This is a genomic window from Pseudomonas putida (genome assembly GCF_005080685.1).
GTDB classification, from domain to species: domain Bacteria; phylum Pseudomonadota; class Gammaproteobacteria; order Pseudomonadales; family Pseudomonadaceae; genus Aquipseudomonas; species Aquipseudomonas putida_V.
In genome coordinates this window covers 3771678-3793398 of the sequence record NZ_CP039371.1, presented here as the reverse complement: position 1 = coordinate 3793398, position 21721 = coordinate 3771678, and the positions used below count along the sequence as shown (strand labels likewise).

Annotated in this window: 17 protein-coding genes; 12 read left to right on the top strand and 5 right to left on the bottom strand. The window is 66.4% G+C overall.

Annotated features, from left to right (window positions below; translation table 11 throughout):
• Positions 1–70: 70 nt before the first annotated feature.
• Complete coding sequence (locus tag E6B08_RS17195) at positions 71–1396, bottom strand: spinster family MFS transporter (RefSeq protein ID WP_136915152.1); 1326 nt, start codon at positions 1394–1396, stop codon at positions 71–73.
• Positions 1397–1636: 240 nt separating this feature from the next.
• Here E6B08_RS17195 and E6B08_RS17190 point away from each other — a divergent pair, with 240 nt between their 5' ends.
• The 11 genes from E6B08_RS17190 (at position 1637) to E6B08_RS17130 (ending at position 16548) form a co-directional block, all read left to right on the top strand.
• Positions 1637–2719, top strand: a complete 1083-nt coding sequence (locus tag E6B08_RS17190) for an alkene reductase (RefSeq protein ID WP_136915151.1) — start codon at positions 1637–1639, stop codon at positions 2717–2719.
• Positions 2716–4569 (top strand): long-chain-acyl-CoA synthetase, encoded by a 1854-nt coding sequence (locus E6B08_RS17185; protein ID WP_136915150.1) that lies wholly within the window; start codon positions 2716–2718, stop codon positions 4567–4569. The genes E6B08_RS17190 and E6B08_RS17185 overlap by 4 nt, the downstream gene beginning before the upstream one ends.
• Positions 4562–5716, top strand: a complete 1155-nt coding sequence (locus E6B08_RS17180) for an MBL fold metallo-hydrolase (RefSeq protein ID WP_136915149.1) — start codon at positions 4562–4564, stop codon at positions 5714–5716. The genes E6B08_RS17185 and E6B08_RS17180 overlap by 8 nt, the downstream gene beginning before the upstream one ends.
• On the top strand, positions 5694–7373 hold the full coding sequence (locus E6B08_RS17175; protein WP_136915148.1) for a DUF1302 domain-containing protein: 1680 nt from the start codon (positions 5694–5696) through the stop codon (positions 7371–7373). Before E6B08_RS17180 ends, E6B08_RS17175 begins: the two co-directional genes overlap by 23 nt.
• Positions 7374–7423: 50 nt before the next feature.
• Positions 7424–8635, top strand: a complete 1212-nt coding sequence (locus E6B08_RS17170) for a thiolase family protein (protein WP_136915147.1) — start codon at positions 7424–7426, stop codon at positions 8633–8635.
• Positions 8636–8640: 5 nt separating this feature from the next.
• Positions 8641–9585, top strand: a complete 945-nt coding sequence (locus E6B08_RS17165) for an OB-fold domain-containing protein (RefSeq protein WP_136915146.1) — start codon at positions 8641–8643, stop codon at positions 9583–9585.
• Positions 9586–10074: 489 nt separating this feature from the next.
• Positions 10075–11043: a WD40/YVTN/BNR-like repeat-containing protein gene (locus E6B08_RS17150; RefSeq protein ID WP_136915144.1), complete on the top strand. Its 969-nt coding sequence runs from the start codon at positions 10075–10077 to the stop codon at positions 11041–11043.
• A gap of 10 nt (positions 11044–11053) precedes the next feature.
• Complete coding sequence (locus tag E6B08_RS17145) at positions 11054–13456, top strand: efflux RND transporter permease subunit (RefSeq protein WP_136915143.1); 2403 nt, start codon at positions 11054–11056, stop codon at positions 13454–13456.
• A gap of 156 nt (positions 13457–13612) precedes the next feature.
• Positions 13613–14842 (top strand): helix-turn-helix transcriptional regulator, encoded by a 1230-nt coding sequence (locus E6B08_RS17140; RefSeq protein ID WP_136915142.1) that lies wholly within the window; start codon positions 13613–13615, stop codon positions 14840–14842.
• A gap of 92 nt (positions 14843–14934) precedes the next feature.
• Positions 14935–15702 (top strand): SDR family oxidoreductase, encoded by a 768-nt coding sequence (locus E6B08_RS17135; RefSeq protein WP_136915141.1) that lies wholly within the window; start codon positions 14935–14937, stop codon positions 15700–15702.
• A 12-nt stretch (positions 15703–15714) separates the two neighbouring features.
• Entirely contained in the window at positions 15715–16548 is an 834-nt protein-coding gene (locus E6B08_RS17130; protein ID WP_136915140.1) for an SDR family NAD(P)-dependent oxidoreductase, read from the top strand.
• A 122-nt stretch (positions 16549–16670) separates the two neighbouring features.
• Here the strand turns inward: E6B08_RS17130 and dmpG are convergent, their stop codons facing one another.
• The 4 genes from dmpG to E6B08_RS17110 form a co-directional block, all read right to left on the bottom strand.
• On the bottom strand, positions 16671–17693 hold the full coding sequence (gene dmpG, locus E6B08_RS17125; RefSeq protein ID WP_136915139.1) for a 4-hydroxy-2-oxovalerate aldolase: 1023 nt from the start codon (positions 17691–17693) through the stop codon (positions 16671–16673).
• A gap of 10 nt (positions 17694–17703) precedes the next feature.
• Positions 17704–18627 (bottom strand): acetaldehyde dehydrogenase (acetylating), encoded by a 924-nt coding sequence (locus E6B08_RS17120; protein ID WP_136915138.1) that lies wholly within the window; start codon positions 18625–18627, stop codon positions 17704–17706.
• A 21-nt stretch (positions 18628–18648) separates the two neighbouring features.
• Complete coding sequence (locus tag E6B08_RS17115; RefSeq protein WP_136917427.1) at positions 18649–19440, bottom strand: fumarylacetoacetate hydrolase family protein; 792 nt, start codon at positions 19438–19440, stop codon at positions 18649–18651.
• A 103-nt stretch (positions 19441–19543) separates the two neighbouring features.
• The gene (locus tag E6B08_RS17110) at positions 19544–20317 is read right to left on the bottom strand and encodes a glucose 1-dehydrogenase (RefSeq protein WP_136915137.1); all 774 of its coding nucleotides are present in this window, start codon (positions 20315–20317) and stop codon (positions 19544–19546) included.
• A 206-nt stretch (positions 20318–20523) separates the two neighbouring features.
• Here E6B08_RS17110 and E6B08_RS17105 point away from each other — a divergent pair, with 206 nt between their 5' ends.
• On the top strand, positions 20524–21711 hold the full coding sequence (locus E6B08_RS17105; RefSeq protein WP_136915136.1) for an acyl-CoA dehydrogenase family protein: 1188 nt from the start codon (positions 20524–20526) through the stop codon (positions 21709–21711).
• The last annotated feature ends 10 nt before the right edge of the window (positions 21712–21721 follow it).

Genomic DNA, 21721 nt, shown 5'->3' with positions numbered 1-21721 from the left:
CTTCGCGAAGCGCCGCGCGGGCGGCGCTCGATCTCATGACCGGTAAACCTGTCGTGACGAGCACCCGGTGCTACACGGGTACTACCTGCGCCGCCTTCCCAGCCGCCAGGCCCTTGATTTGCGCCCGATACCGCGGCAATGCCAACGCCAGGAACAGCGCCGCCAACACCAGCAACCCCACCGAAGCCGCCAACGCATAACGCAACGACTCGCCCTGCAAGCTTGGCAGGAACAGATCGCTGAGCATGCCGATCAGCAACGGCCCGAGGCCAACCCCGAGCAAGGTCATGGCCATGACGAAGATCGCCGTGGCCTGGGCCAGGCGGTTGGCTGGGAACAGATGGGTGATCGCGCCCAGGCAGGGCGTCGCCCACCACACGCCAAAGAAGCCGAAGGCGCTGTAGAACAGAAAGGCCTGGGGCACCGGCGTGTCGCCGATGTAGAAGGCAATGCCCTGTGGCCACAGGAAGTAGGCCAGGGCAAAGGGAATGCTGAGCAGGGTGCCCAGCAGCGGCACGCCGATCTGCCAGCCGACATCACGTCGCGCCAGGCGATCGGTGAGCATGCCGCACACCAGGGTGCCGATGGTCGAGCCACTGCCGCCGATCACGCCGACCAGAAAGCCCGCCTGCTGCATGTTCAGGCCGTGCGAGCGGATCAGGAAGCTCGGGCTCCAGGTACCGATGGCATAGCCGGCAATCGCCGCCGCGCCACCGGTCAGTACCAGCCAGGTGAACGACGGCATGCGCATCAGCTCCACCAGCGTCTGCAGCCAGCCTTCGTGGGATACGGTGGCAGCCTTTTGCAGGCGTACCGGTGCGGGCGTGCGCACGGTCAGCAACAGCAACAGCCCGAGCAGGATACCCGGCGCGCCGATCAGCAGGAATGCGTAGCGCCAGCCATGGTGCTGGGCGATCCAGCCGCCCAGGCCGAGGCCGACGATGGCCCCCAGGCTCGAACCGAGCATCAGCACCGCCAGGGCCGTGGAGCGACGTTGTGGCGGGTACAGGTCGGAGACCATCGCCACCGACGGCGCGGTGCCGCCGGCCTCGCCGATGGCCACGCCGATCCGCGCCAGGACCAGGGTGAGGAAGTTGCCGGCCATGCCGCAGAGCATGGTCATCAGGCTCCAGGCCATGCAGCTGAAGGCAATCACCGGCTTGCGCCCGATGCGGTCCGAAAGCCGCCCCAGGGGCAGGCCGAACACCGTGTAGAACACGGCGAAGGTCACCCCTGAAAGAAGCCCGATACCGGTATCGGAAATGCCGAACTCGAGCTTGACCGGTTCGATCAGGATCGCCATCAGCTGACGGTCGATGTAGTTGAAGACGTAGATGCTGGCCAGGACCAGCAAGGCGTAATGGGTACGCCAGGTCACAGGAGGGGATGGGTTCACTGTACAGCTCCGTTTCTTGTTTTAGGTGCGCACGATGCTCGGCGCATCCTGGCACGATTTCATCGTCTGTTCAGACCAGTTTCGGCGCTTGCTGGGCCGCTTGCGAGGGGCTTCGGGCAAGGCGCACAAGACTAGTCTCGACGGACGATGTTTCGCACCTGTCCAGGGTGAATCATTCAGCTCATCTCCGGTGTTTCGCGGCCCTTGCACACCGGCAACAAGAAGAGTGAAGGAGCTGAAATGAGCATCTTGTTCGAGCCTGTGCGGCTGGGCGAACTGCAGTTGGCCAACCGTATCGTCATGGCCCCGATGACCCGCAGCCGCGCCGACCACCAAGGCGTGCCGGGCAGCGACACGGTCGCCTACTACCGTCAGCGGGCCAGCGCCGGGCTGATCGTGGCCGAGGGCACCGCGCCGTCGGCCAGTGGCCTGGGCTACTGCCGCACCCCGGCGATCTACAGCGCCGAACAGATTGCCGCCTGGCGCCAGGTGACCCGCGCCGTGCACGCCGAAGGCGGGCGCATCGTCCTGCAATTGATGCACGTCGGGCGGGCCGCCAGCCGCCACAACAAGCCCCACGGTGCCGCCACCGTGGCGCCGTCGGCGATCCGCGCGCGCGCCCAGGTGTACAGCGATGCCGCCGGCATGGTCGACACCGAGTTGCCCGAAGCGCTGAGCCTCGAGGGCATCACCGGGGTGATCGACGACTACCGCCAGGCCGCGCTGAATGCCCGCGAGGCGGGCTTCGACGGTGTCGAGCTGCATTGCACCAGCGGCTACCTGCCCATGCAGTTCATGGCCGCTGGCAGCAACCAGCGCAGCGACGCCTACGGAGGCAACGCCCGCAACCGCGTGCGCTTTGCCCAGGAGGTGCTCGAAGCCATGGCTGCCGCCATCGGTGCCGGTCGGGTCGGCCTGCGCCTGTGCCCTGGCAACCCCTACAACGACATCGACGACAGCGAACCGGCCGTGACCAGTGCTGCGCTGTGCGCGGCGGTGGCGCCGCTGCACCTGGCCTACCTGCATGTCATGCGCTCGCCAGTGCCTGGCCTCGACGCGTTCGCCCTGGCGCGCAGCCACAGCAGCCAGGGCCTGATTCTCAACGATGGTTTCGATGGCCAGTCGGCGCGTGCCGCGCTGGAGGCGGGCGAGGGCACGGCCGTTTCCTTCGGCCGGCATTTCATCGCCAACCCCGACCTGGTCGAGCGCCTGCGCCACGGCCGGCCCCTGGCCGGGTTCGATCGCAAGACCCTGTATACCCCCGGGCCGGCGGGCTACAGCGACTACCCCTGTTGGCAGGCGAGCCTGGAGGTGACGCAATGAACCTGCCGCTCACGATGACCTCGGCCAGCCAACACCCGGTCAGCCGCGAGCAGACCCAGGCTCTGCTTGACCTGCGCAGCGCCGCCAGCGCGCAGATCAAGCCCCGCGACCTCTACACCCTGGCCGACCGCCTGGAGGCGCAGGCCGATACCCACGCCGAGCGCTCGTTCCTCATTTATGGCGAACAGGTGCTGAGCTACGCCGAAGTCGACCGCCTGGCCGATCAGATGGCCCATGCCTGTGTGGCCCGTGGCCTGCGTCCCGGCGATGTGTGCGCCCTGGCGATGGAAAATCGCCCGGCGTTCTTCGCCTGCTGGTTCGGCCTGGTCAAGCTCGGGGTAGTGGTGGCCTTCATCAACACCCAGGTGGCCGGCAAACCCTTGGTGCATGCGCTGCAAACCACTGGCGCAAAGGCGCTGGTCGTGGGCGAGGAGTGCCTGGGCAACCTGCAGGCCACCGAGGGCCTGCCGCACCTGCCGGTGTGGCTGGTCAACGACGCCGAACAGCCATGGCCGGGCGCGCTCCCTGCCGGCATCGACGCCAGCTTCGCCGCCGACCTTGCCGGCGCGCCGCGCAGCCGCTTCCCGCGCGAACTGCGTGCTGGCATCGAAGCTCAGGCACCGACGCTGCTGATCTTCACCTCGGGCACCACTGGGCTGCCGAAAGCGGCGCGCTACAGCCACATGCGCTGGATGTCGTCGGGCGATGTGATGGAAGTGACCTTGCAGGCCACCGCCGATGATGTGTTCTATTGCTGCCTGCCGCTTTACCACGGCGCTGCCGCCACTTCGGTCACCTCCACGGCGCTGCGCGTCGGCGCCAGCATCGTGGTGCGCCGCAAGTTCAGCGTGCGCGAGTTCTGGAGCGACGTGGCACGCCATCGCATCAGCGTGTTCCAGTACATCGGCGAAATCTGCCGCTACCTGCTCAACCGCCCGCCACAGGCCGGGGAGCGTGAGCACAGCCTGCGCTGCATGCTCGGCGCCGGGCTGTCGGGCGACGCCTGGCAGCGCTGGCTCGAGCGGTTCGGCCCGCTCCAGGTGTTCGAAGGCTGGGGCGCTACCGAAGCCAATACCAACCTGATCAATGTCGACAATTACCTTGGTTCCTGCGGGCGTGTACCGGATTGGAGCCGCACCAATCTGCGCCTGGTGCGCTACGACGTGGAGAACGATTGCCACCCACGCGATGCCAACGGCTTCTACCAGCTGTGCGAGGTCGGCGAAGTGGGTGAGGCCATGGGCTTTATCGTCGACCACCCGGACATCGGTGGCGGTCGCTTCGAGGGCTATACCTGCCAAGCGGCCACCGAGAGCAAGATCCGCCGCAATGTGCTGCAGGTCGGTGATGCCTGGTGGAGCTCGGGCGACCTGCTGCGCCAGGACGCCGACGGCTACTGCTACTTCGTCGACCGCATCGGCGATACCTTCCGCTGGAAGAGCGAGAACGTTTCTACCCAGGAGGTGGCCGACGCCCTCAGTGACCTGCCGGGCCTGGAGCTGATCAACATCTACGGCGTGCAGGTGCCGCAGCACGAGGGCAGGGCGGGCATGGCCGCGGTATTGATGCAGCCCGGCCAGGCGTTCGACCCGCAAGCGTTTTACCAACTGACCGAGGCGCGCCTGCCGCGCTATGCCGCGCCGATGTTCGTGCGGGTGAGCGCGGCAGCGGACCTGACCAGCACCTTCAAGTTGCGCAAGGTCGACCTGCAACGCCAGGGCTACAGCCCCGAAGCCTGCAGCGACCCGTTGTTCATCCGCGATGAAAGCAGCCGCAGCTACCAGCCGTATTCCGAGCAGATGCTGGCTCAGGTCGGGCTGCCAGCGTTCGTCGGTGGCCAGCATGGCTGAACGTGACGGTGACGAGCAGACGCTGGAAGGTGGCCTGCGTTACCCCTGGCCGCAGGCACAAGGCAGTGGCGAGTGGCGCGAGGTGTCGGACGGGGTGTGGTGGCTGCGCATGCCACTGCCATTTCGGCTCGACCACATCAACCTGTACCTGTTGCGCCACGGCAGTGGTTGGGTAGTGGTGGACAGCGGCATGAACACCCCGCAAACCCGTGAGGTCTGGGAGCGCGTGTTCGCCGAGCTGTTCGCCGGCCAGCCGGTGCTGGCGGTGATCTGCACCCATTACCACTCCGACCATGCCGGCGTGGCCGGCTGGCTCGCCGAGCGCTATCGCTGCCCGATCTACATGACCGCGAGCGAATACCGCTCGTTGTATCAGGCAGTACCCGCCGGACAAGCTCCAGGTTGGGACTTCAGCGACTTCTACGCCAAGGCCGGCTATGACCAGGAAGCGATCGGCGAGTTGTACCGGTTGATCCAGAACGGCCACTTCCGGCCGCTGCACTTCAACAGCTATCGGCGCCTGCGCGAAGGCGACCGCCTGGCCATCGGCGACCGCCACTGGCGCGTGGTGATCGGCCGTGGCCACTCTCCGGAGCATGCCTGCCTGTACGCCGAGGACGGCAGCGTGCTGATCGCCGGCGACCAGGTACTGCCGCGCATCACCCCCACCGTGGGCGTGCACGCCACCGAGCCGGAGGCCGACCCGCTGCGCGAATGGCTGGCCTCGCTCGAACACCTGCGCGCGCTGCCGGACAGCGTGCTGGTGCTGCCGGCCCACGAGCGGCCGTTCTACAACTTGCATGCGCGCCTGGACCAACTGCAGGCCCATCACCAGGCCCAGTTGTCGCGGATGCTGGCCAGCTGTGACGAGCCGCGCACCGCGCTCGAGCTGATGGCCGTGTTGTTCCCCAAGCTGTCAGGGCGTTTCGACGAACTGATGGCGCTTGGCGAAACGTTGGCCCATGCCAACTACCTCATGGCCGAAGGGCTGCTCGTGCGTGAACTGCAGCAGGGGCATTTACGCTACCGCCGCAGCTCGCCGGGGCAACCGGGGTTCGCGCCCGGCCCGACGGCGACGTTGAACATTCCAGGCAGCCAGCTGGTTGCCCATCAGGAGAGTCCGTGTGATCGACAAGAACAACAATAACGGTACGGGCCTAGCGACTGGCCTTGCTTGCCGCGGCGTGCCGCTGGTCAGCCTGACGGCGGCGATCGCCCTGGCCTCGGCGCCGGCCTGGGCGGGGGAAACCATCGAGTTCGACAATGGCGCGACCATCGACTGGTCGGTGACCACCAGCTATGGCATCGGCGTGCGCCTGGGCAAACCCAGCGATCGCCTGATGGGGGTCAACGCCGACGACGGCGACCGCAACTTCAACCAGGGCAGCCTGACCACCAACCGTCTGGGGGCACTGGGCGAGATGATCATGCGCAAGGACAACTACGGCGCCGTGGTGCGGGCCAGTACCTTCTATGACGATGTCTACCACCGCAAGAACGACAACGATTCGCCGGCCACGGTGAACAAGGACGGCGACAACGACGAGTTCACCAGCGATGCGAAATACTACAGCGGTGGCCGCACACGCCTGCTGGATGCCTACGTGTTCGGTGGCTGGCGCTTCGACAACGACTCGATGCTCGACGTCAAGGCCGGTCGCCATATCGAGTCGTGGGGCGAGAGCCTGTACTACCCCGGCGTCAACGGCGTGCAGAACCCCTCGGATGCGGTCAAGGCAGCGCAGCCAGGGGTCGAGGTCAAGGAAGTCCTGCTGCCGGTCGGCCAGGTGTCGGCCTCGTACCGTTTCAATCCGCAGTTCACCTTCGGCGCCTACGTGCAGTACGAATGGAAAGGCACCGAGCTGGCCCCGGTGGGCAGCTACCTGTCGGGTACCGATGTGATCGGCCCGGGTCGCGAATTCCTCATCACGCCGACCGGCAACGTGCCCTACCGCGGCACCGACGAGCCGCGTGACAGTGGCCAGTGGGGTGTGCAGTTGCGCTACCGGCCCGTGCCGGCCCTGGAGCTGTCGCTGTTCCACGTCAACTACCACGACAAGAACCCGGCCACCGCACTGGTTGGCTATAGCCCGGTGGCAGTGGGCGGTGGGCAGTTCGCCTTCGCCGCCAATGGCTATCGGGTGAAGTACTTCGAGGACATCAAGCTCACCGGCATCAGCGCCTCGACCAAGCTCGGCGAAACCCAGATCGGCGCCGAATGGTCGTACCGCGACGGGGCGCCGGTGATGGTCAATACCGGCCTGGGCCCGACGCCTGCACGTGGCAAGGGCCAGCAGTTCCAGCTCTCGGCCATGCGCGTGCTGGGCGATCGTCCCTGGGCCAGCCAGACCACCCTGACCGGCGAAATCATCCACGTGCGTGTCGACAGTGTCGACGCCACCTCGGCGGCCGGGAACCTGCAGGGCGTGGCCCTGTTGCCGAGCCTCGAACCCTTGGTCGGAGCATCCGATGACTACACCTACAAGACTGCAACCGGCTGGCGCTCGCGCGATGCCAGCGCCTTCACCGTCGGCGCCTCGTTCAGTTATCCGGGGGTTTTCCAAGGCTGGGATCTGGAAGTGCCGGTGCGCTTCTCCAACGTGTTCAGTGGCTCGACGCCCATGGCCGGGAGCATATCCGGCGTGCAGGGTGACCGCCGCCTCAGTGTAGGCACCACCTTCAAGTACCTGGGCAACCTCGAGGCCGCGCTCACCTACGTCGGCTACCTCGGCTCGCCCGATGCGATCAAGCGCCCGTACGCCGATCGTGACTACGCCACCTTCTCGTTGAAATACACCTTCTGACTGATCACCTGGACTACGCTGGCGCCCGCAGGCGCCGGCACGGAGGCACTATGGGGCTCAAAGGCCACGCAGCAATAGTCGGTACCGCGCAATACAAACCGGAAAAGTACGCGACGGCGCCGAAGATGTTCCACCTCGAACAGGTCGCCGACCTGGCCGCCCAGGCCTTGCGCGATGCCGGCCTGCAGGCTTCGGACCTCGATGGGCTGGTGATCAACGGGCCGCACTTCCACGAAGCCTCGGTGTTCGTGCCAGCGATGGCGGCGGAATACCTGGGCCTGCGGTTGAATTTCGCCGAAGTGGTCGACCTGGGCGGTTGCACCTCGGTCGGCATGGTCTGGCGCGCTGCCGCGGCGATCGAGCTGGGCTTGTGCCAGGCGGTTCTGTGCGTGCTGCCGGCGCGCATGGCGCCATTGGGGCCGGATGAGGACGCGGGGTGGATGGCCAGGGCCATGCGCTTCGGTGGCCACAGCACCGCCTTCGGGGCGCCGGAGGCCGAGTTCGACCTGCCTTACGGGCACATGGGCCAGAACACCGGCTACGCGATGATCGCGCAGCGCTATGCCGCCGAGTATGGCTATGACCCACGGGCGCTGGCGAAGATCGCCGTCGACCAACGCAGCAACGCCCAGGCCAACCCGCAGGCGATGTTCTTCGGCCAACCGCTCACCGTGGAGCAGGTGCTGGCCAGCCGCAGGGTCGCCGATCCACTGCACGTGCTGGAAATCGTCATGCCGGTGGCTGGTGGCGCGGCGCTGATCATCACCAACAAGGAACTCGCCGCGCGGGCCCGCAAGCGACCGGCGTTCATCACCGGTTTCGGCGAGCACCTGGCGTTCAAATCGCCGACCTACGCCCAGGACATGGTGCACACGCCCATCGGCCCGGCCTCGCAACGCGCCTTCGCCATGGCCGGGTTGAAACCAGGCGATGTCGATGCTGCGCAAATCTACGACTGCTACACCATCACCGCCTTGCTGACCCTGGAAGACGCCGGATTCTGCGGCAAGGGCGAGGGCATGAAGTTCGTCAGCGAGCACGACCTGACCTGGCGCGGCGATTTCCCCATGAACACCCATGGCGGCCAGCTCAGCTTTGGCCAGGCCGGCTCGGCCGGTGGCATGTCCCAGGTCATCGAGGCGGTCACGCAGATCGCCGGGGCTGCGGGCGAGCGCCAGTTGCAGCGCTGCGACAGCGTCTATGTCTCCGGCACCGGCGGCGTGATGAGCGAGCAGGGCGCATTGATCCTTCAGGGAGCATGACGATTATGTCGAACAACAAACCGATGCCTGTGGCAACCGAGATTTCCGCACCGTTCTGGGAGGGGCTCAAGGCCCGTCGTCTCCTGGTGCAGCGCTGTGGCGCCTGCGCGCAGTGGCTGTTCTACCCGCGCCGGCACTGTCCGGCCTGCCTGGCGCCGGACCCGGCCTGGCACGAGGTGAATGGCCAGGCGACGTTGTACAGCTACACCTTGACGCGGATTCCGACCCTGCCGGACTTCATCGATGAAATGCCCCAGGCGCTGGCGGTGGTCGAGCTGGCCGAGGGCGTGCGCATCAACACCACGCTGGTGGGGGTGGAGGAAGGGCAGATCCGCATCGGCATGCCGTTGCAGCCGGTGTTCGCCCAGGTAGACGCCAAGGGCACCCGGCTGTTGCGCTTCACCGGGGTGGACCAGGACGCTGCCCGTCTTGAAGCGCAGCCCGTCGTCGACGATACCTCGCGCGAAGAGGCTCCCTCGACGCGCCTGCAGGTCGACTGCCAGGACCAGGCCGGTCTGCAGGCTCTGGTCAGCGAGCACTACAGCGACTGGAGCAACAGCCTGCTGGTGGACCAGGCGCTGATCGATGCCTTTGCCCAACTGTCGGGCGACGATTACTGGATCCACACCGACCCCGAGCGGGCCCGGCGCAGCAGCCCGTTCGGCGGCACCATCGCCCACGGCGCGCTGGTGCAGGTGCTGCAGTCGCGGTTGAAGCTGGCGCTGGGCTTCGAGATCACTGGCTTCACCACGCAGATCAACTACGGCTCCGACCGCCTGCGCTTCCCGGCGCCGGTACCGGCTGGTTCGCGCATTCACGCCAGGGCCAGGGTCAAGGCGGTGGAGGTGAAGCAGCGCGGTACCCAGTTGACCCTGGAAATCAACACCCATGTGGTCGGCCAGGAGCGACCATCGGTGATCAACGACCTGGTGATTCTGTATCAGCGTTGAAGGTTGCCAGTTTCCTATCGGCTGCAGGTCTGGCGCCGGCCCTGGCAGCAGTGAAAGCCCTGTAGGAGCGGGTTCACCCGCGAAGAATGCGCCGCGGTCCCTGGCACCGGCTACGCCGGTGTTCGCGGCTAAAGCCGCTCCTACAGGTCTGGCACCGGCTACGTCGGTGTTCGCGGCTAAAGCCGCTCCTACAGGTCTGGCGCCGGTCCTAGCAGCAGTGAAACCCCTGTAGGAGCGGGTTCACCCGCGAAGAATGCGACGCGCTGCCTGGCACCGGCTCTGCCGGTGTTCGCGGGCAAGCCCGCTCCCACAGGTCCGGCGCCGGACCTGGCATCGGTGACAGGGCCATTACTGACAAACCTTAAGCCATTTGGACGATGTTTCCCGCGCGCCCCCGTCCGACTATCCCCCATGCCCCCCGCCCGACAAGAACAAGAGGAACGGTTCCATGGTTGCGTTGTACCTGCACCTCGATCGGGAGCGATGCCCATGCGCTCGGTGATCGGTTACCTGGTCTGCCTGTTCGTGGGCCTGACCATCGTGTTTACCTTTCTGCCCCATCCCGATGCCTTGCCCGCCGATGATCCCCTGCGCGCCGACCGCGTGCAGATCAATGCCTTGCTCGACCTCGACCAGCGCGTGCTGGCGGTGGGCGAGCGCGGCAGCATCCTGCTCAGCGACGACCAGGGCAGGAGCTGGCAAGCGGCGGTGGTCGAGCCACAACGCCAGGTCGCGCTGACCGCCCTGGTGGCGCTCGACGGCAAGCGCCTGCTGGCGGTTGGGCACGATGGCTGGATCCTGCGTTCCGACGATGCCGGCCGGCACTGGCGCGAAGTGCGCCACGATGACCAGCTCGGCGAGCCGCTGCTGGGCGTGTGGGCGGCAGGCGCCGAGCGGGTGCTGGCCTATGGCAGCTTCGGCAAGTTCTATCAGTCCGACGACGCGGGGGCGACCTGGCGGCCACTGGCGCTGGAGATCGACAGCGCCCACCTCAACGGCATGGACGGCGACGCGGCAGGCCGGCGCATGCTGGTCGGCGAGCAGGGCCTGGTGCTGCGCAGTACCGACGGTGGCGCGCAGTGGCAGGCTCTGCCGGCGTTCTACAGCGGCTCGCTGTTCGGCATCGTGCGCCTGAGCGACGACGACTGGGTGACCTACGGCATGCGCGGGCATGTATTCGTCAGCCACGACTTCGGCACGCACTGGCGCCAGGTCGAGGTCGGGAACGCGCTACCGCTCTACGGCCATGTCCGCCTGCCGGGTGGCGGGTTGCTGATCGTCGGCGCTGGCAGCTCGCTGGTGCGACTGGATGCCCGTGGCGAACGGATCGACGCCAAGCGCCTGGCCGGGCACGGCACGTTGACGTCGGCGGCCATGGTGGGGTCACGGCTGCTGTTGGGTGGTGAGCAAGGGGTATTCGATGCCAGCGAGGGCGACCTTGCCACGCTGGGCAAATGAGAGGCGATTCATGAAAAAAGCACAGACCCGGAGCGCTCGCTGCGTCGAGGCCACCGCCAATGCATTGATGAAGGGCCGCAGAGGCCTGCTGTTGCTGTTCGTGCTGTTGACCCTGGGCTTGGGCTATAGCGCGACCCACACCCAGCTCGACCCCGGCTTCAACAAGCAGATCCCGGTACGCCATGACTACATGGTCAATTTTCTGCGCTTCAGCCAGTACTTCACCGGGGCCAACCGCTTTCTCGTCAGCGTGCGCTGGAAGGGCCAGGGCGACCTGTACAACCCGCAATTCCTCGATACCCTGCGCAAGGTCACCGACGACGTCTTCTTCATTTCCGGGGTCAACCGGGCCAGCGTGACCTCGCTGTTCACCGCCAACGTGCGCTACATCGAAATCACCGAGGAAGGCTTCTACGGCGACGTGGTGGTGCCGCCACGCTTCAACGGCAGCCCGCAAGACCTGGCTCAGGTGCGCAGCAACGCCGCAGCCTCGGGGCAGATCGGCCGGCTGATCGCCAATGACCTGAAGTCGGCGATGGTGCGAGCCGATCTGCAGGACATCGACCCGCAGACTGGCAAGCCGGTGGATTACGTCGAGGTCGCCAAGCGCCTGGAGGAGCTGCGCCACAAATACGCCAGCGCCGACATCGAGATCAGCATCGTCGGCTTCGCCAAGCTGGTCGGTGATGTGGTGGAGGGGCTGAACACGGTGATCGGCTTCTTCTTCATCGCTTTCGTCATCACCGCGTTGCTGTTGTGGCTGTACGCCCGTTCCTGGCGCCTGACCCTGGTCGCCCTGGTGGTGGCCTTGCTGCCGGTGGTATGGCTGCTGGGGTTGTTACCGCTGCTGGGGCTGGGCATCGATCCGATGTCGATCCTGGTGCCGTTCCTGATCTTCTCCATCGGCGTGTCCCATGCGGTGCAGATGACCAATGCCTGGAAGCAGGACGTGGTGGCCGGGGCCAGCGCCCAGCAGGCGGCGCGCTCGGCGTTCTGCAAGATCTTCATCCCCGGCTCGCTGGCGCTGCTGATGAACGCGCTGGGTTTTGCCGTGATCATGTTGATCGACATCCCGATCGTGCATGAACTGGGCGTGACGGCGTGCATCGGTGTAATGCTGATGATCGTCACCAACAAGCTGATGCTGCCGATCATTCTCTCCTGGCTGCGCCTGGAACCGGCCACGCTGCAACGCGCCCAGGCTCGCGAGGCGGGGCGCCATCGCCTGTGGTGGCGGCTGTCGGCGTTGGCCGAGCCGGGCCCGGCGCTGGCGGTGTTCGCGGTGAGCCTGGCGTTGCTCGTGGCCGGGGCCTGGAAAGCGCGTGAACTGGCGGTGGGCGATATCGGCGCCGGCGCGCCGGAGCTGCGCAGCGATTCGCGCTACAACCAGGACAACGCACGGATCATCGGCAGCTACTCGATCGGCCTGGACGTGCTGTCGGTGTTCGTCGAGGTCAAGGGCATCGAGGAAGGCTGCCTGTCGCCAGAGGTGATGCGGGCCGTGGAGGCCTTCGACTTCCGCATGCGCGCAGTGACGGGTGTGCAGTCGGTGCAAAGCGTGGCCGGCATGGGCAAGCGGGTCATCGCCGGCAACAACGAGGGCAACCCGCGCTGGGCGGCGATCCCGGGTTCGGCCCGCGGCTTGAGCCAGGGCGCACGGGCCTACATGCCGGACGATGGGTTGGTGACCGAGGGTTGCCAGCAGATGCAGATCCTGGTGTTTCTCGCCGACCACGAAGGCGCGACCATCAGCCATGCCATCGGTGAAGCCCGACGCATCATCGACGATGTACGCACGCCGAAGGTCGACTTCCTCCTGGCCGGCGGCAATGTTGGCGTCATGGCAGCGTCCAACGAAGCGGTCAAGCGCGCCGAGGTGATCATGCTGGCGGCGCTGTTCGGCTCGGTGGCGCTGTTCTGCTGGTTGACCTTTCTTTCGCTGCGCGCCGTGCTGTGCATCCTGGTGCCGCTGGCGATCGTGGCGATCCTGTGCAACGCGTTGATGGCCATGCTTGGCATCGGCCTCAAGGTCGCGACCCTGCCGGTGATGGCCCTGGGCGTCGGGGTGGGGGTGGACTACGGCATCTACCTGTACGAGCGCATCCAGCACGAGATGGCTGCCGGCGCCAGCCTGCGCGAGGCGTTCTACCTGGCCATGTGTCAGCGTGGCACCGCCGCCGTGTTCACCGCCCTGACCATGTCGATCGGCGTCTGTACCTGGGCCTTCGCGCCGCTGAAGTTCCAGGCCGACATGGGCGTGCTGCTGTCGTTCATGTTCCTGGTCAACGTGCTCGGGGCGATTTTCCTGCTGCCGGCACTGGCGGCCTGGTTCAACCGAGGGCGGCCGTTGGTCGCCCGCCAGACGGCGCCGAGGCCGGTGCTGGCGGGCGCGATGGAAGGAGACATCCGGTAATAAAAAATAAACCCTGGCGCCCCTATTGTCGGCGCCAGGGCGGCCAGCGAGACTGGGCCGCGTACATCGCAAGCAGCACCCGGGCCATTGCCCCAGAGCCGAAACTATAAAAATAACAAGGGAAGGCCACTGCCTTACCCGAGCGAGGAGAAGACTGTGGAAAAAGCTGTCTTGACCCATGAAGCACTGGCCAGCCTCGGCTGCGACCTGGCGACCTTCGACCGCCTGGTCGGTGAAATCTATGAAGGCGCCCTCGACCCCAAGCTGATGGCCCGTGCGCTGACCAGCTTTCGCACCTTGTATGACGCCAACTACGTGACCTTGATCCTGCGCGTACCGGATCAGCCGGACATGGGCGTGATGATCATCTCCGGCGATATCGAAGGGGCCGGCGAGATCGGCTACATGACCTATCCGCAAACCAATACGCCATTCGCCAACCAGCCGCCCGACCAGGTGTTCACGGTCGACGACATACTGACGCCAGAGGAATGGGAGCGCAGCGCCTACTTCAAGATGTTCTGCAACCAGCAGGACGTGTACCACGTGATGGGCGCCGACATTTCCACCCCGGACGGCGGCAAGCTGCGCTTTCGTGTGACCCGGCCCAAACGGGCGCCCAACTTCTCGCCCGCCGAACGCGCGTTGTGCGGCATGTTCCTGCCGCACCTGCGCCGGGCCATGCAGGTGCACAACCTGCTCGACCGCAGCGAGTCGCTCAGCGAGCTGTATTCCCAGGCCATCAGCCGCCTGTCGGTGGCTACCCTGGTGCTCGACGAGAGCGGCAGCGTGTTGCGGGTCAACCCGGTGGCCCAGGAGATCCTGGGCAGTGGCGACGGCCTGAAACTGGTCGGCGGGCGTCTCGAGGCAACCTACCCGAGCGACAACCGTGAGCTGCAGCGGCTGATCCGCGCGGCGTTTTCCGCCGATGCGCCGAAAAGCGCCGAAGCCATGTCGGTGACGCGGCCGTCTGGGCTGGTCAACCTGGGCCTGGTGGTGGAATCGATCCCTTCGCTGGACTGGGCCGACGAGCGCGGCAAGCCGGCGGCGCTGGTGTATATCCGCGACGCGGCGAGCAAATCGCTGGCCAGCGAGGTGGTGACCAAGCAGCTGTTCAACCTGACCCGCGCGGAAACCGCACTGGCCATGGAACTGGCCAACGGCTTGTCGCTGGAAGAAGCCGCCGAAGAGCTGAACATCCGGCGCAACACGGCGCGGGCGCACCTGCGTTCGATCTTCTCCAAGACCGGCGTGCGTCGGCAGACCGAACTGGTGCGGATCCTGCTCAACAGCGTGGTCGCCTTGGGCAAGCCGAAGGTCGCGCTCAAGGCGCCCGAGCGGCTCAAGGTGCCGCTGCCGCAACTGGCGGTCGCGCGCCGTGCCTGAGCCCTGGCCCGGGCGTCGGCCTTAGTCCGCAAGGACGATGCCGGCGCGTTCGCGGTCTGCCGATACTGGCGGACCTATCCTGGAGATCGATTATGTCTGTTACAGCTATCACGGGCAGTGCCTCGGGCATTGGGGCGGCGGTTGCCGCGTTGTTGCGCACGGCAGGCCATGAGGTGATCGGAATCGACCGCGCCAATGCCGAGGTGCAGGCTGATCTATCGACTGCGCAAGGGCGGTCGGCAGCGATTGCCGAGGTGCTCGAACGCAGCGGCGGGGTGCTCGACGGCTTGGTCTGCTGCGCCGGGGTCGGCGTGACCGCGCCGTCCTGCGGCTTGATCGTGGCGGTCAACTACTTTGGCGTCAGCCAGTTGCTCGACGGATTGCAGGGCGCGCTGGAACGCGGTCGCAACCCCGCGGCGCTGGTGATTGGTTCGGTGGCCGCCACCCAGCCTGGGGCCGAGCAACAGGCGATGACGGCGGCGATGCTCGAGGGCGATGAGGCCCGCGCGCTGGACCTGGCCGACAGCCTGGGCCAGCCGCATGTGGCATACGCCTGTTCCAAATACGCCATTACCCAGCATGCCCGCAGCCTGGCCCTGGCCTGGGGGCAACGTGGCATGCGCCTGAACGTGGTGGCGCCGGGTGCAGTGCAGACGCCGCTGCACCAGGCATCGCTGGACGATGCCCGCTTCGGCAAGGCGGTGCGCGAATTCGTCGCGCCACTGGGCCGTGCCGGGCGCCCGGAGGAAATCGCCGCGCTGGTGGGGTTCCTGCAGTCCGAGCAGGCGCAGTTCGTCCACGGCAGCGTGGTTTTCATCGATGGCGGCATGGACGCGATGGTGCGTGCGCCGCGTTTCTGACAAGGATCGCAAATGAACAAAGTGGCCTTCATTACCGGCGCCAGCCGTGGCATCGGCCGTGCGGCGGCGCTGGCTTTCGCCCGTGCCGGTTATGACCTGGCGATCAGCGCGCGCACGCTCGAGGAGGGCGAGCAGCATCCCCACGCCTTGCGCGATGCTGAAGGTGCGCCGTTGTCCGGTAGCCTCAACGGCACGGCCGAGGCGATCCGGGCGTTGGGCGCACGGGTGCTGGTGGTGCCGATGGACCTGCTCGACAGCGCCTCGGCCGAGGCTGCCTGCGCGGCCGTGCTGGCCGAGTACGGGCGTATCGACGTGCTGGTGAACAATGCGATCTACCAGGGCAGCGACCTCAACTCGACCTTTCTGGCGTTGCAGCCCGATACCCTTGAGCGGATGTTCAAGGGGTACATCCTCACGCCGTTGCTGCTGACCCAGGCGGTGGTACAGCGGATGCTGGGGCAGGGCGCTGGCGTAGTGATCAACGTCACCTCCGGTGCCGGCGAGAGCGATCCACCGGTAGCGGCGGACAAGGGCGGCTGGGGCTATGCCTATGGCGCCGGCAAGGCGGCGGTGTCGCGGTTGTCGGGGATTCTTGCGACGGAGCTGGGTGGGCGGGGGATTCGTGCCTACACGTTGAACCCTGGCGTGGTGACCACCGAGGCATTGAAGGTGACCATCGGCGAGAAGGGCGTGATCGCCTTGCGCGCCGGCAGCGCACCGCCTGAAGTGCCGGCGGCGGTGATGTTGTGGTTGGCCACCGATCCGCAGGCGCAGCAGTACCAGCGGCGCACCGTGGCGGCGCAGGCGTTGGCCCTGGAGCATGGGATCGTTGCCGATTGGCGGTGATCCGAGGTGGGTGGCACGGGCTTCGCCCGTGTTCGCGGGTAAACCCGCTCCTACAGGAACAGCGAGGTTCTGCAGAATACCGCTGTGACTGTAGGAGCGGGTTTACCCGCGCATAAGGGCCTTCAGGCCCGGCGCTTGGCCAATGTCATGGCAGTGTCTTCGATCATGTCCTCCTGCCCGCCGACCATCCCGCGCCGGCCCATTTCCACCAGGATCTCCCGCGCCGACACCCCATACTTCTGCTCGGCGCGCTTGGCGAACAGCAGGAACGAGCCATACACCCCGGCATAACCCATGGTCAGCGCATCGCGGTCGCTGCGGATGGGGAAGTCCATGATTGGCACTACCAGGTCCTCGGCCACGTCCTGGATGGCGAACACATCCACCCCGGTGTCGATGCCCATGCGCTTGCACACCGCCACCAACACTTCCATCGGGGTATTCCCGGCCCCGGCACCCAACCCTGCGCAGGCGGCGTCTATGCGGCTGGCACCGGCAGCGATCGCGGCAATCGAGTTGGCCACGCCCATCGACAGGTTGTGATGGCCATGGAAGCCGATTTCAGTCTCCGGGCGCAGCGCTGCACGCATTGCCGTCACCCGTTCGCTGACCTGATGCGGCAGCAGGTAGCCGGCCGAGTCGGTCAGGTAGATGCAGTTGGCGCCATAGCTTTCCATCAGCTTGCCTTGGCTGGCCAGGCCCTGCGGGCTGTTCATGTGCGCCATCATCAGAAAACCCACGGTGTCCATGCCCAGGTGCCGGGCATGGGCGATGTGCTGTTCGCTGACGTCGGCCTCGGTGCAGTGGGTGGCTACGCGCAGGGTGCTGACACCCAGCCCGTGCGCCATCTTCAAGTGCTCCACCGTGCCGATACCCGGCAGCAGCAGTGCCGAGACCTTGGCTTGCTTCATCAGCGGGATGACTGCCGACAGATAGTCCTCGTCGCTGTGCGCCGGGAACCCATAGTTGACCGAGCTGCCACCCAGGCCATCGCCATGGGTCACCTCGATCAGCGGCACCCCGGCGGCGTCCAGGCCGCAGGCGATGCGCTGCATTTCGTCGAGGCTGATCTGGTGGCGCTTGGGGTGCATGCCGTCGCGCAGGCACATGTCGTGTACGGTGATGCGTTTGCCGGAAAGGTCCATGGTCGGCTCCTTAGGCCAGGGCGGTAGGGGTAGGGCGCAGCAGCAGCTCGCCTTTGATGATTTCCTCGGCGAACAGCTCGGCGGTACGCGCCGCGGCCGCGGTCATGATGTCGAGGTTGCCGGCGTAGCGCGGCAGGTAGTCACCCAGGCCTTCGACCTCCATGAAGATCGACACGCGCTTGCCGTCGAACACCGGCCCGTTGACCAGGCGGTAGCCCGGCACGTAACGCTGCACCTGCTCGATCATCGCCTGCAGGGCGGCGCGGATCGCGTCCTGGTCCGGTTCGTCGTCGGTCAGGCAGTGCACGGTGTCGCGCATGATCAGCGGTGGCTCGGCGGGGTTGATGATGATGATCGCCTTGCCCTGCCGGGCGCCGCCCACCTGTTCCACCGCACTGGCGGTGGTGCGGGTGAACTCGTCGATATTCTTGCGCGTGCCCGGGCCCACCGATTTCGACGCGGCAGTGGCGATGATCTCGGCATAGGCCACCGACTGCACGCTGGACACCGCGGCCACCAGCGGGATGGTCGCCTGGCCGCCGCAGGTGACCATGTTGACGTTCATCGCCCCCAGCCCCAGGTTGGCCTTGAGGTTGACCGGCGGCACGCAGTAGGGGCCGATGGCCGCAGGGGTGAGGTCGATCATCAGCACGCCCAGGGCGTTGAGCTTCTGGCTGTTCTGCGCATGCACGTAGGCCGAGGTGGCATCGAAGGCGATCTGGATGTTGTCCTCCAGCACATGCGGCAACAGGCCGTCGACGCCCTCGGCGGTGGTTTTCAGGCCCAGTTCGCGGGCGCGCGCCAGGCCTTCGGAGGCGGCCTCGATGCCCACCATCCACACCGGTTCCAGCACCTCGCTGCGCTTGAGTTTGTACAGCAGGTCGGTGCCGATGTTGCCCGGCCCGATCAATGCACATCGGATCTTCTTGCTCATGTTCATGGCTCCACGGAAAAGTCAGGGCACGAAGCGCAGACTGGACTGGCCCAACCCGCTCATGCTCAGGCTGATGCGGTCACCGGCGGTGACCGGCACCAGAGGCGCGAGGGCGCCGGAAAGAATGATCTCGCCACGCCGGAACGGGATACCCAGCTCGCCCAGGGTGTTGGCCAGCCACGCGACCGCCGCGCACGGGTGGCCTTGCACCGCCGAACCCAGGCCGCTGCCAGCCGGCTCGCCGTTCTTCAGCAGTTGCATCTGTACCTTGGCCAGGTCCAACGTGCGCGGGTCGACGCGTTGCTGGCCCAGGGCGAACACGCCGCACGAGGCGTTGTCGGCGACGGTGTCCTGGATGCGGATCTGCCAGTTGTCGATGCGCGAATCGACGATCTCGAAGCAGGGCATCACCCACTGGGAGGCGGCCAGCACGTCTTCGGCGCTGATCCCCGGGCCGTGCAGGTCCTCAGCGAGGATGAAGGCGATTTCGCCTTCGGCGCGGGGTTGGATCAGATGGTGCCGGGACAGGCTGACCGCGCTGGCGTCCTCCACCTGCATGGCGTCGGTGAGAAATCCGAAATCTGGCTGGTGCACATCGAGCATTTCCTGCACGGCGGGGCTGGTCACGCCGATCTTCTTGCCGACCACGCGCTCGCCCAGGCTTTCGCGACGCTCAAGGAAGGCCAGCGAGATGCGGTACGCCTGCTCGAGGGTCAGGTCTGGGTAACGCTGGGTCAGCGGTTGCACGGTATGGCGGCCGCGCAGGGCGTTGAACAGCTCGTCACCGAGCGCTGTGATCAGATGGGCGTCCATGACGGAGCTCTTCATGAAGGGACTCTCTGTGGGTGGGTATATCTGTGGGTTGAATAAAAAAAAGCCGGCGCGAGCGGATGGGTGGCCGGCTGAGGAAACGAGGTCAGCCGACCCAGACGCTGGAGTCGGCGCCACCGTCGACGTCGATGATCTTGCCGGTGACCCAGGCCGAGGCGGGGCTGGCCAGGTACAGCGCGGCGGCAGCGATGTCTTCGGGGCTGCCCAGGCATTTGAGCGGGGTGTTGGCCTCCATCGTCTGGCGCATGGCGGCTGGCATCACGCTGTTCAGCGCGGCAGTTAGGGTCGGGCCTGGAGCCACGGCGTTGACCCGCACCTGCGGCGCGAAATCCTGGGCCAGCAGACGGGTCAGGTGGCTGAGCGCCGCCTTGGCCGTGCCGTAGGCGCTGAAGTGGCGCTGCGAGTAGCGGGCAGCCACCGAGCTGATATTGACGATGTTGCCGCCACCGGCATCGCGCATCAGCGGCACGCACAGCTGGCAGAACGCATACGCACTGGAGACGTTGAAGCGCAAGATTTCGTCGAATTGCTCCGGGCTCAGGCCCAGCGGGTCGTTGGGGCCACCGCCGCCGACGTTGTTGACCAGGTGGGTGATGCGGCCCAGGTGCTCATGGCTCTGGCGCACCAACGCCTGGCGCTGTTCGCTGTCGTTGACGTCGCAGGCGAAGGCCAGGCCATTGCGGCCCAGGGCCCGGACTTCCTCGGCCACCGCCTGGACATCGTCCAGTGAGCGCGCGGCGCAGACCACATCGGCGCCGGCCTCGGCGTACGCCAGGGCAATCGCCCGGCCGATGCCACGTCCGCTGCCGGTGACGATGGCCACGCTGCCATCGAGTCGGAATCGCTGCAGGATACTCATGACGGTACCTCCTTTTAGGGCTCTGTTATCAGCGCTGTCGATGGAGCCGACTATGGCGGTGGCGCCGCCCGTCAGCATCGTCTCAACGGACTAGCGCGCCAGGCCCTGCGGGCCCTAGTCCGCTTTGACGATGAACGATCGCCTGGGCGACCCGATGATCGATCCCAGCTCGCGCAGTGGCGCAGCGAGACCGGGAGAGACCAGTGATGCACAGCTTGCGAGAAAAGACCCAGGAAGAAGTCGAACTGATCGAACGTGCGCGGGGCATGGTGGCGCAGCTCAAGGCCCGCGCGGCCCAGGCCGAGCGTGACTTGCGCATCCCCGACCAGACCATCGAGGAGCTGCAGGCGGCTGGCTTGCTGCGCGCCCTGCAGCCGCGCAGCTTCGGCGGTTACGAAGTCGATCCGCGGACCTTTTTCGAAATCCAGATGATCCTCGCCGAGGGCTGCATGTCGACCGCCTGGGTCTATGGCGTGATGGGCGTGCATCCCTGGCAAGTGGCGCGCTACCCGATCGAGGCGCAGCGCGAGGTCTGGGGACAGGACCATGGCGCGCTGATCTCCTCGACCTATATGCCTGCGGCCAGGGTCAGCGTGGTACCCGGGGGCTATCGCATCAGCGGGCGCTGGGGTTTTTCCAGTGGCAGTGAGCATTGCCAGTGGGTGCTGCTCGGCGGCATCCTCCCGGCCGATGGCGACTTCGCCAGCGAGCATGGCACCTTCCTGCTACCACGTGCCGACTACCGCATCGAGCCCAACTGGGATGTGCTCGGCCTGCGTGGCACCGGTAGCCACGACATTGTGGTCGAGGATGCTTTCGTCCCGGCCCACCGCGTGCAGCGCACCAACAACTGGCAGATCGAAGCGACGCCGGGGCGCCTGGTGAACACCAACCCGATCTACGCGATTCCGTTCGCCCAGGTGTTCTCCCGTGCAGTCTCCACCTCGGCGATCGGTGCCCTGCAGGGGGCCATCGATACCTTCCGCGACAACGCGGCCCAGCATATCGGCAAGCACGGCGCGCGCACCGCCGACGACCCGGTCGCGCAAACGGCGGTGGCCGAGGCGGTGATCACCGTCGACAGCCTGAAGCTGGTGCTCGAACGCAACTACGAACACTTGATGCAACTGGCTCGTGCCGGCGAGTACCCGGACACCGAGACGCGCCTGCTGTACCGCTACCAGTCGTCCTACGTCACCAACATCTGTGCCGAGCGCATCAGCGACCTGTTGCGCAGCATGGCCGCTTCCGGGCTGTACAACAGCAACCCGGTGGCGCGGTTGTTCCGTGACCTGCACCAGGCACGCGGGCATATCGCCAACAACTTCATGGCCTACGGGCGCAGTTTCGGTGCGGTGCAGCTGGGCCTGCCCAATCCGGACCCGTTCGTCTGAGCCGGGTGAA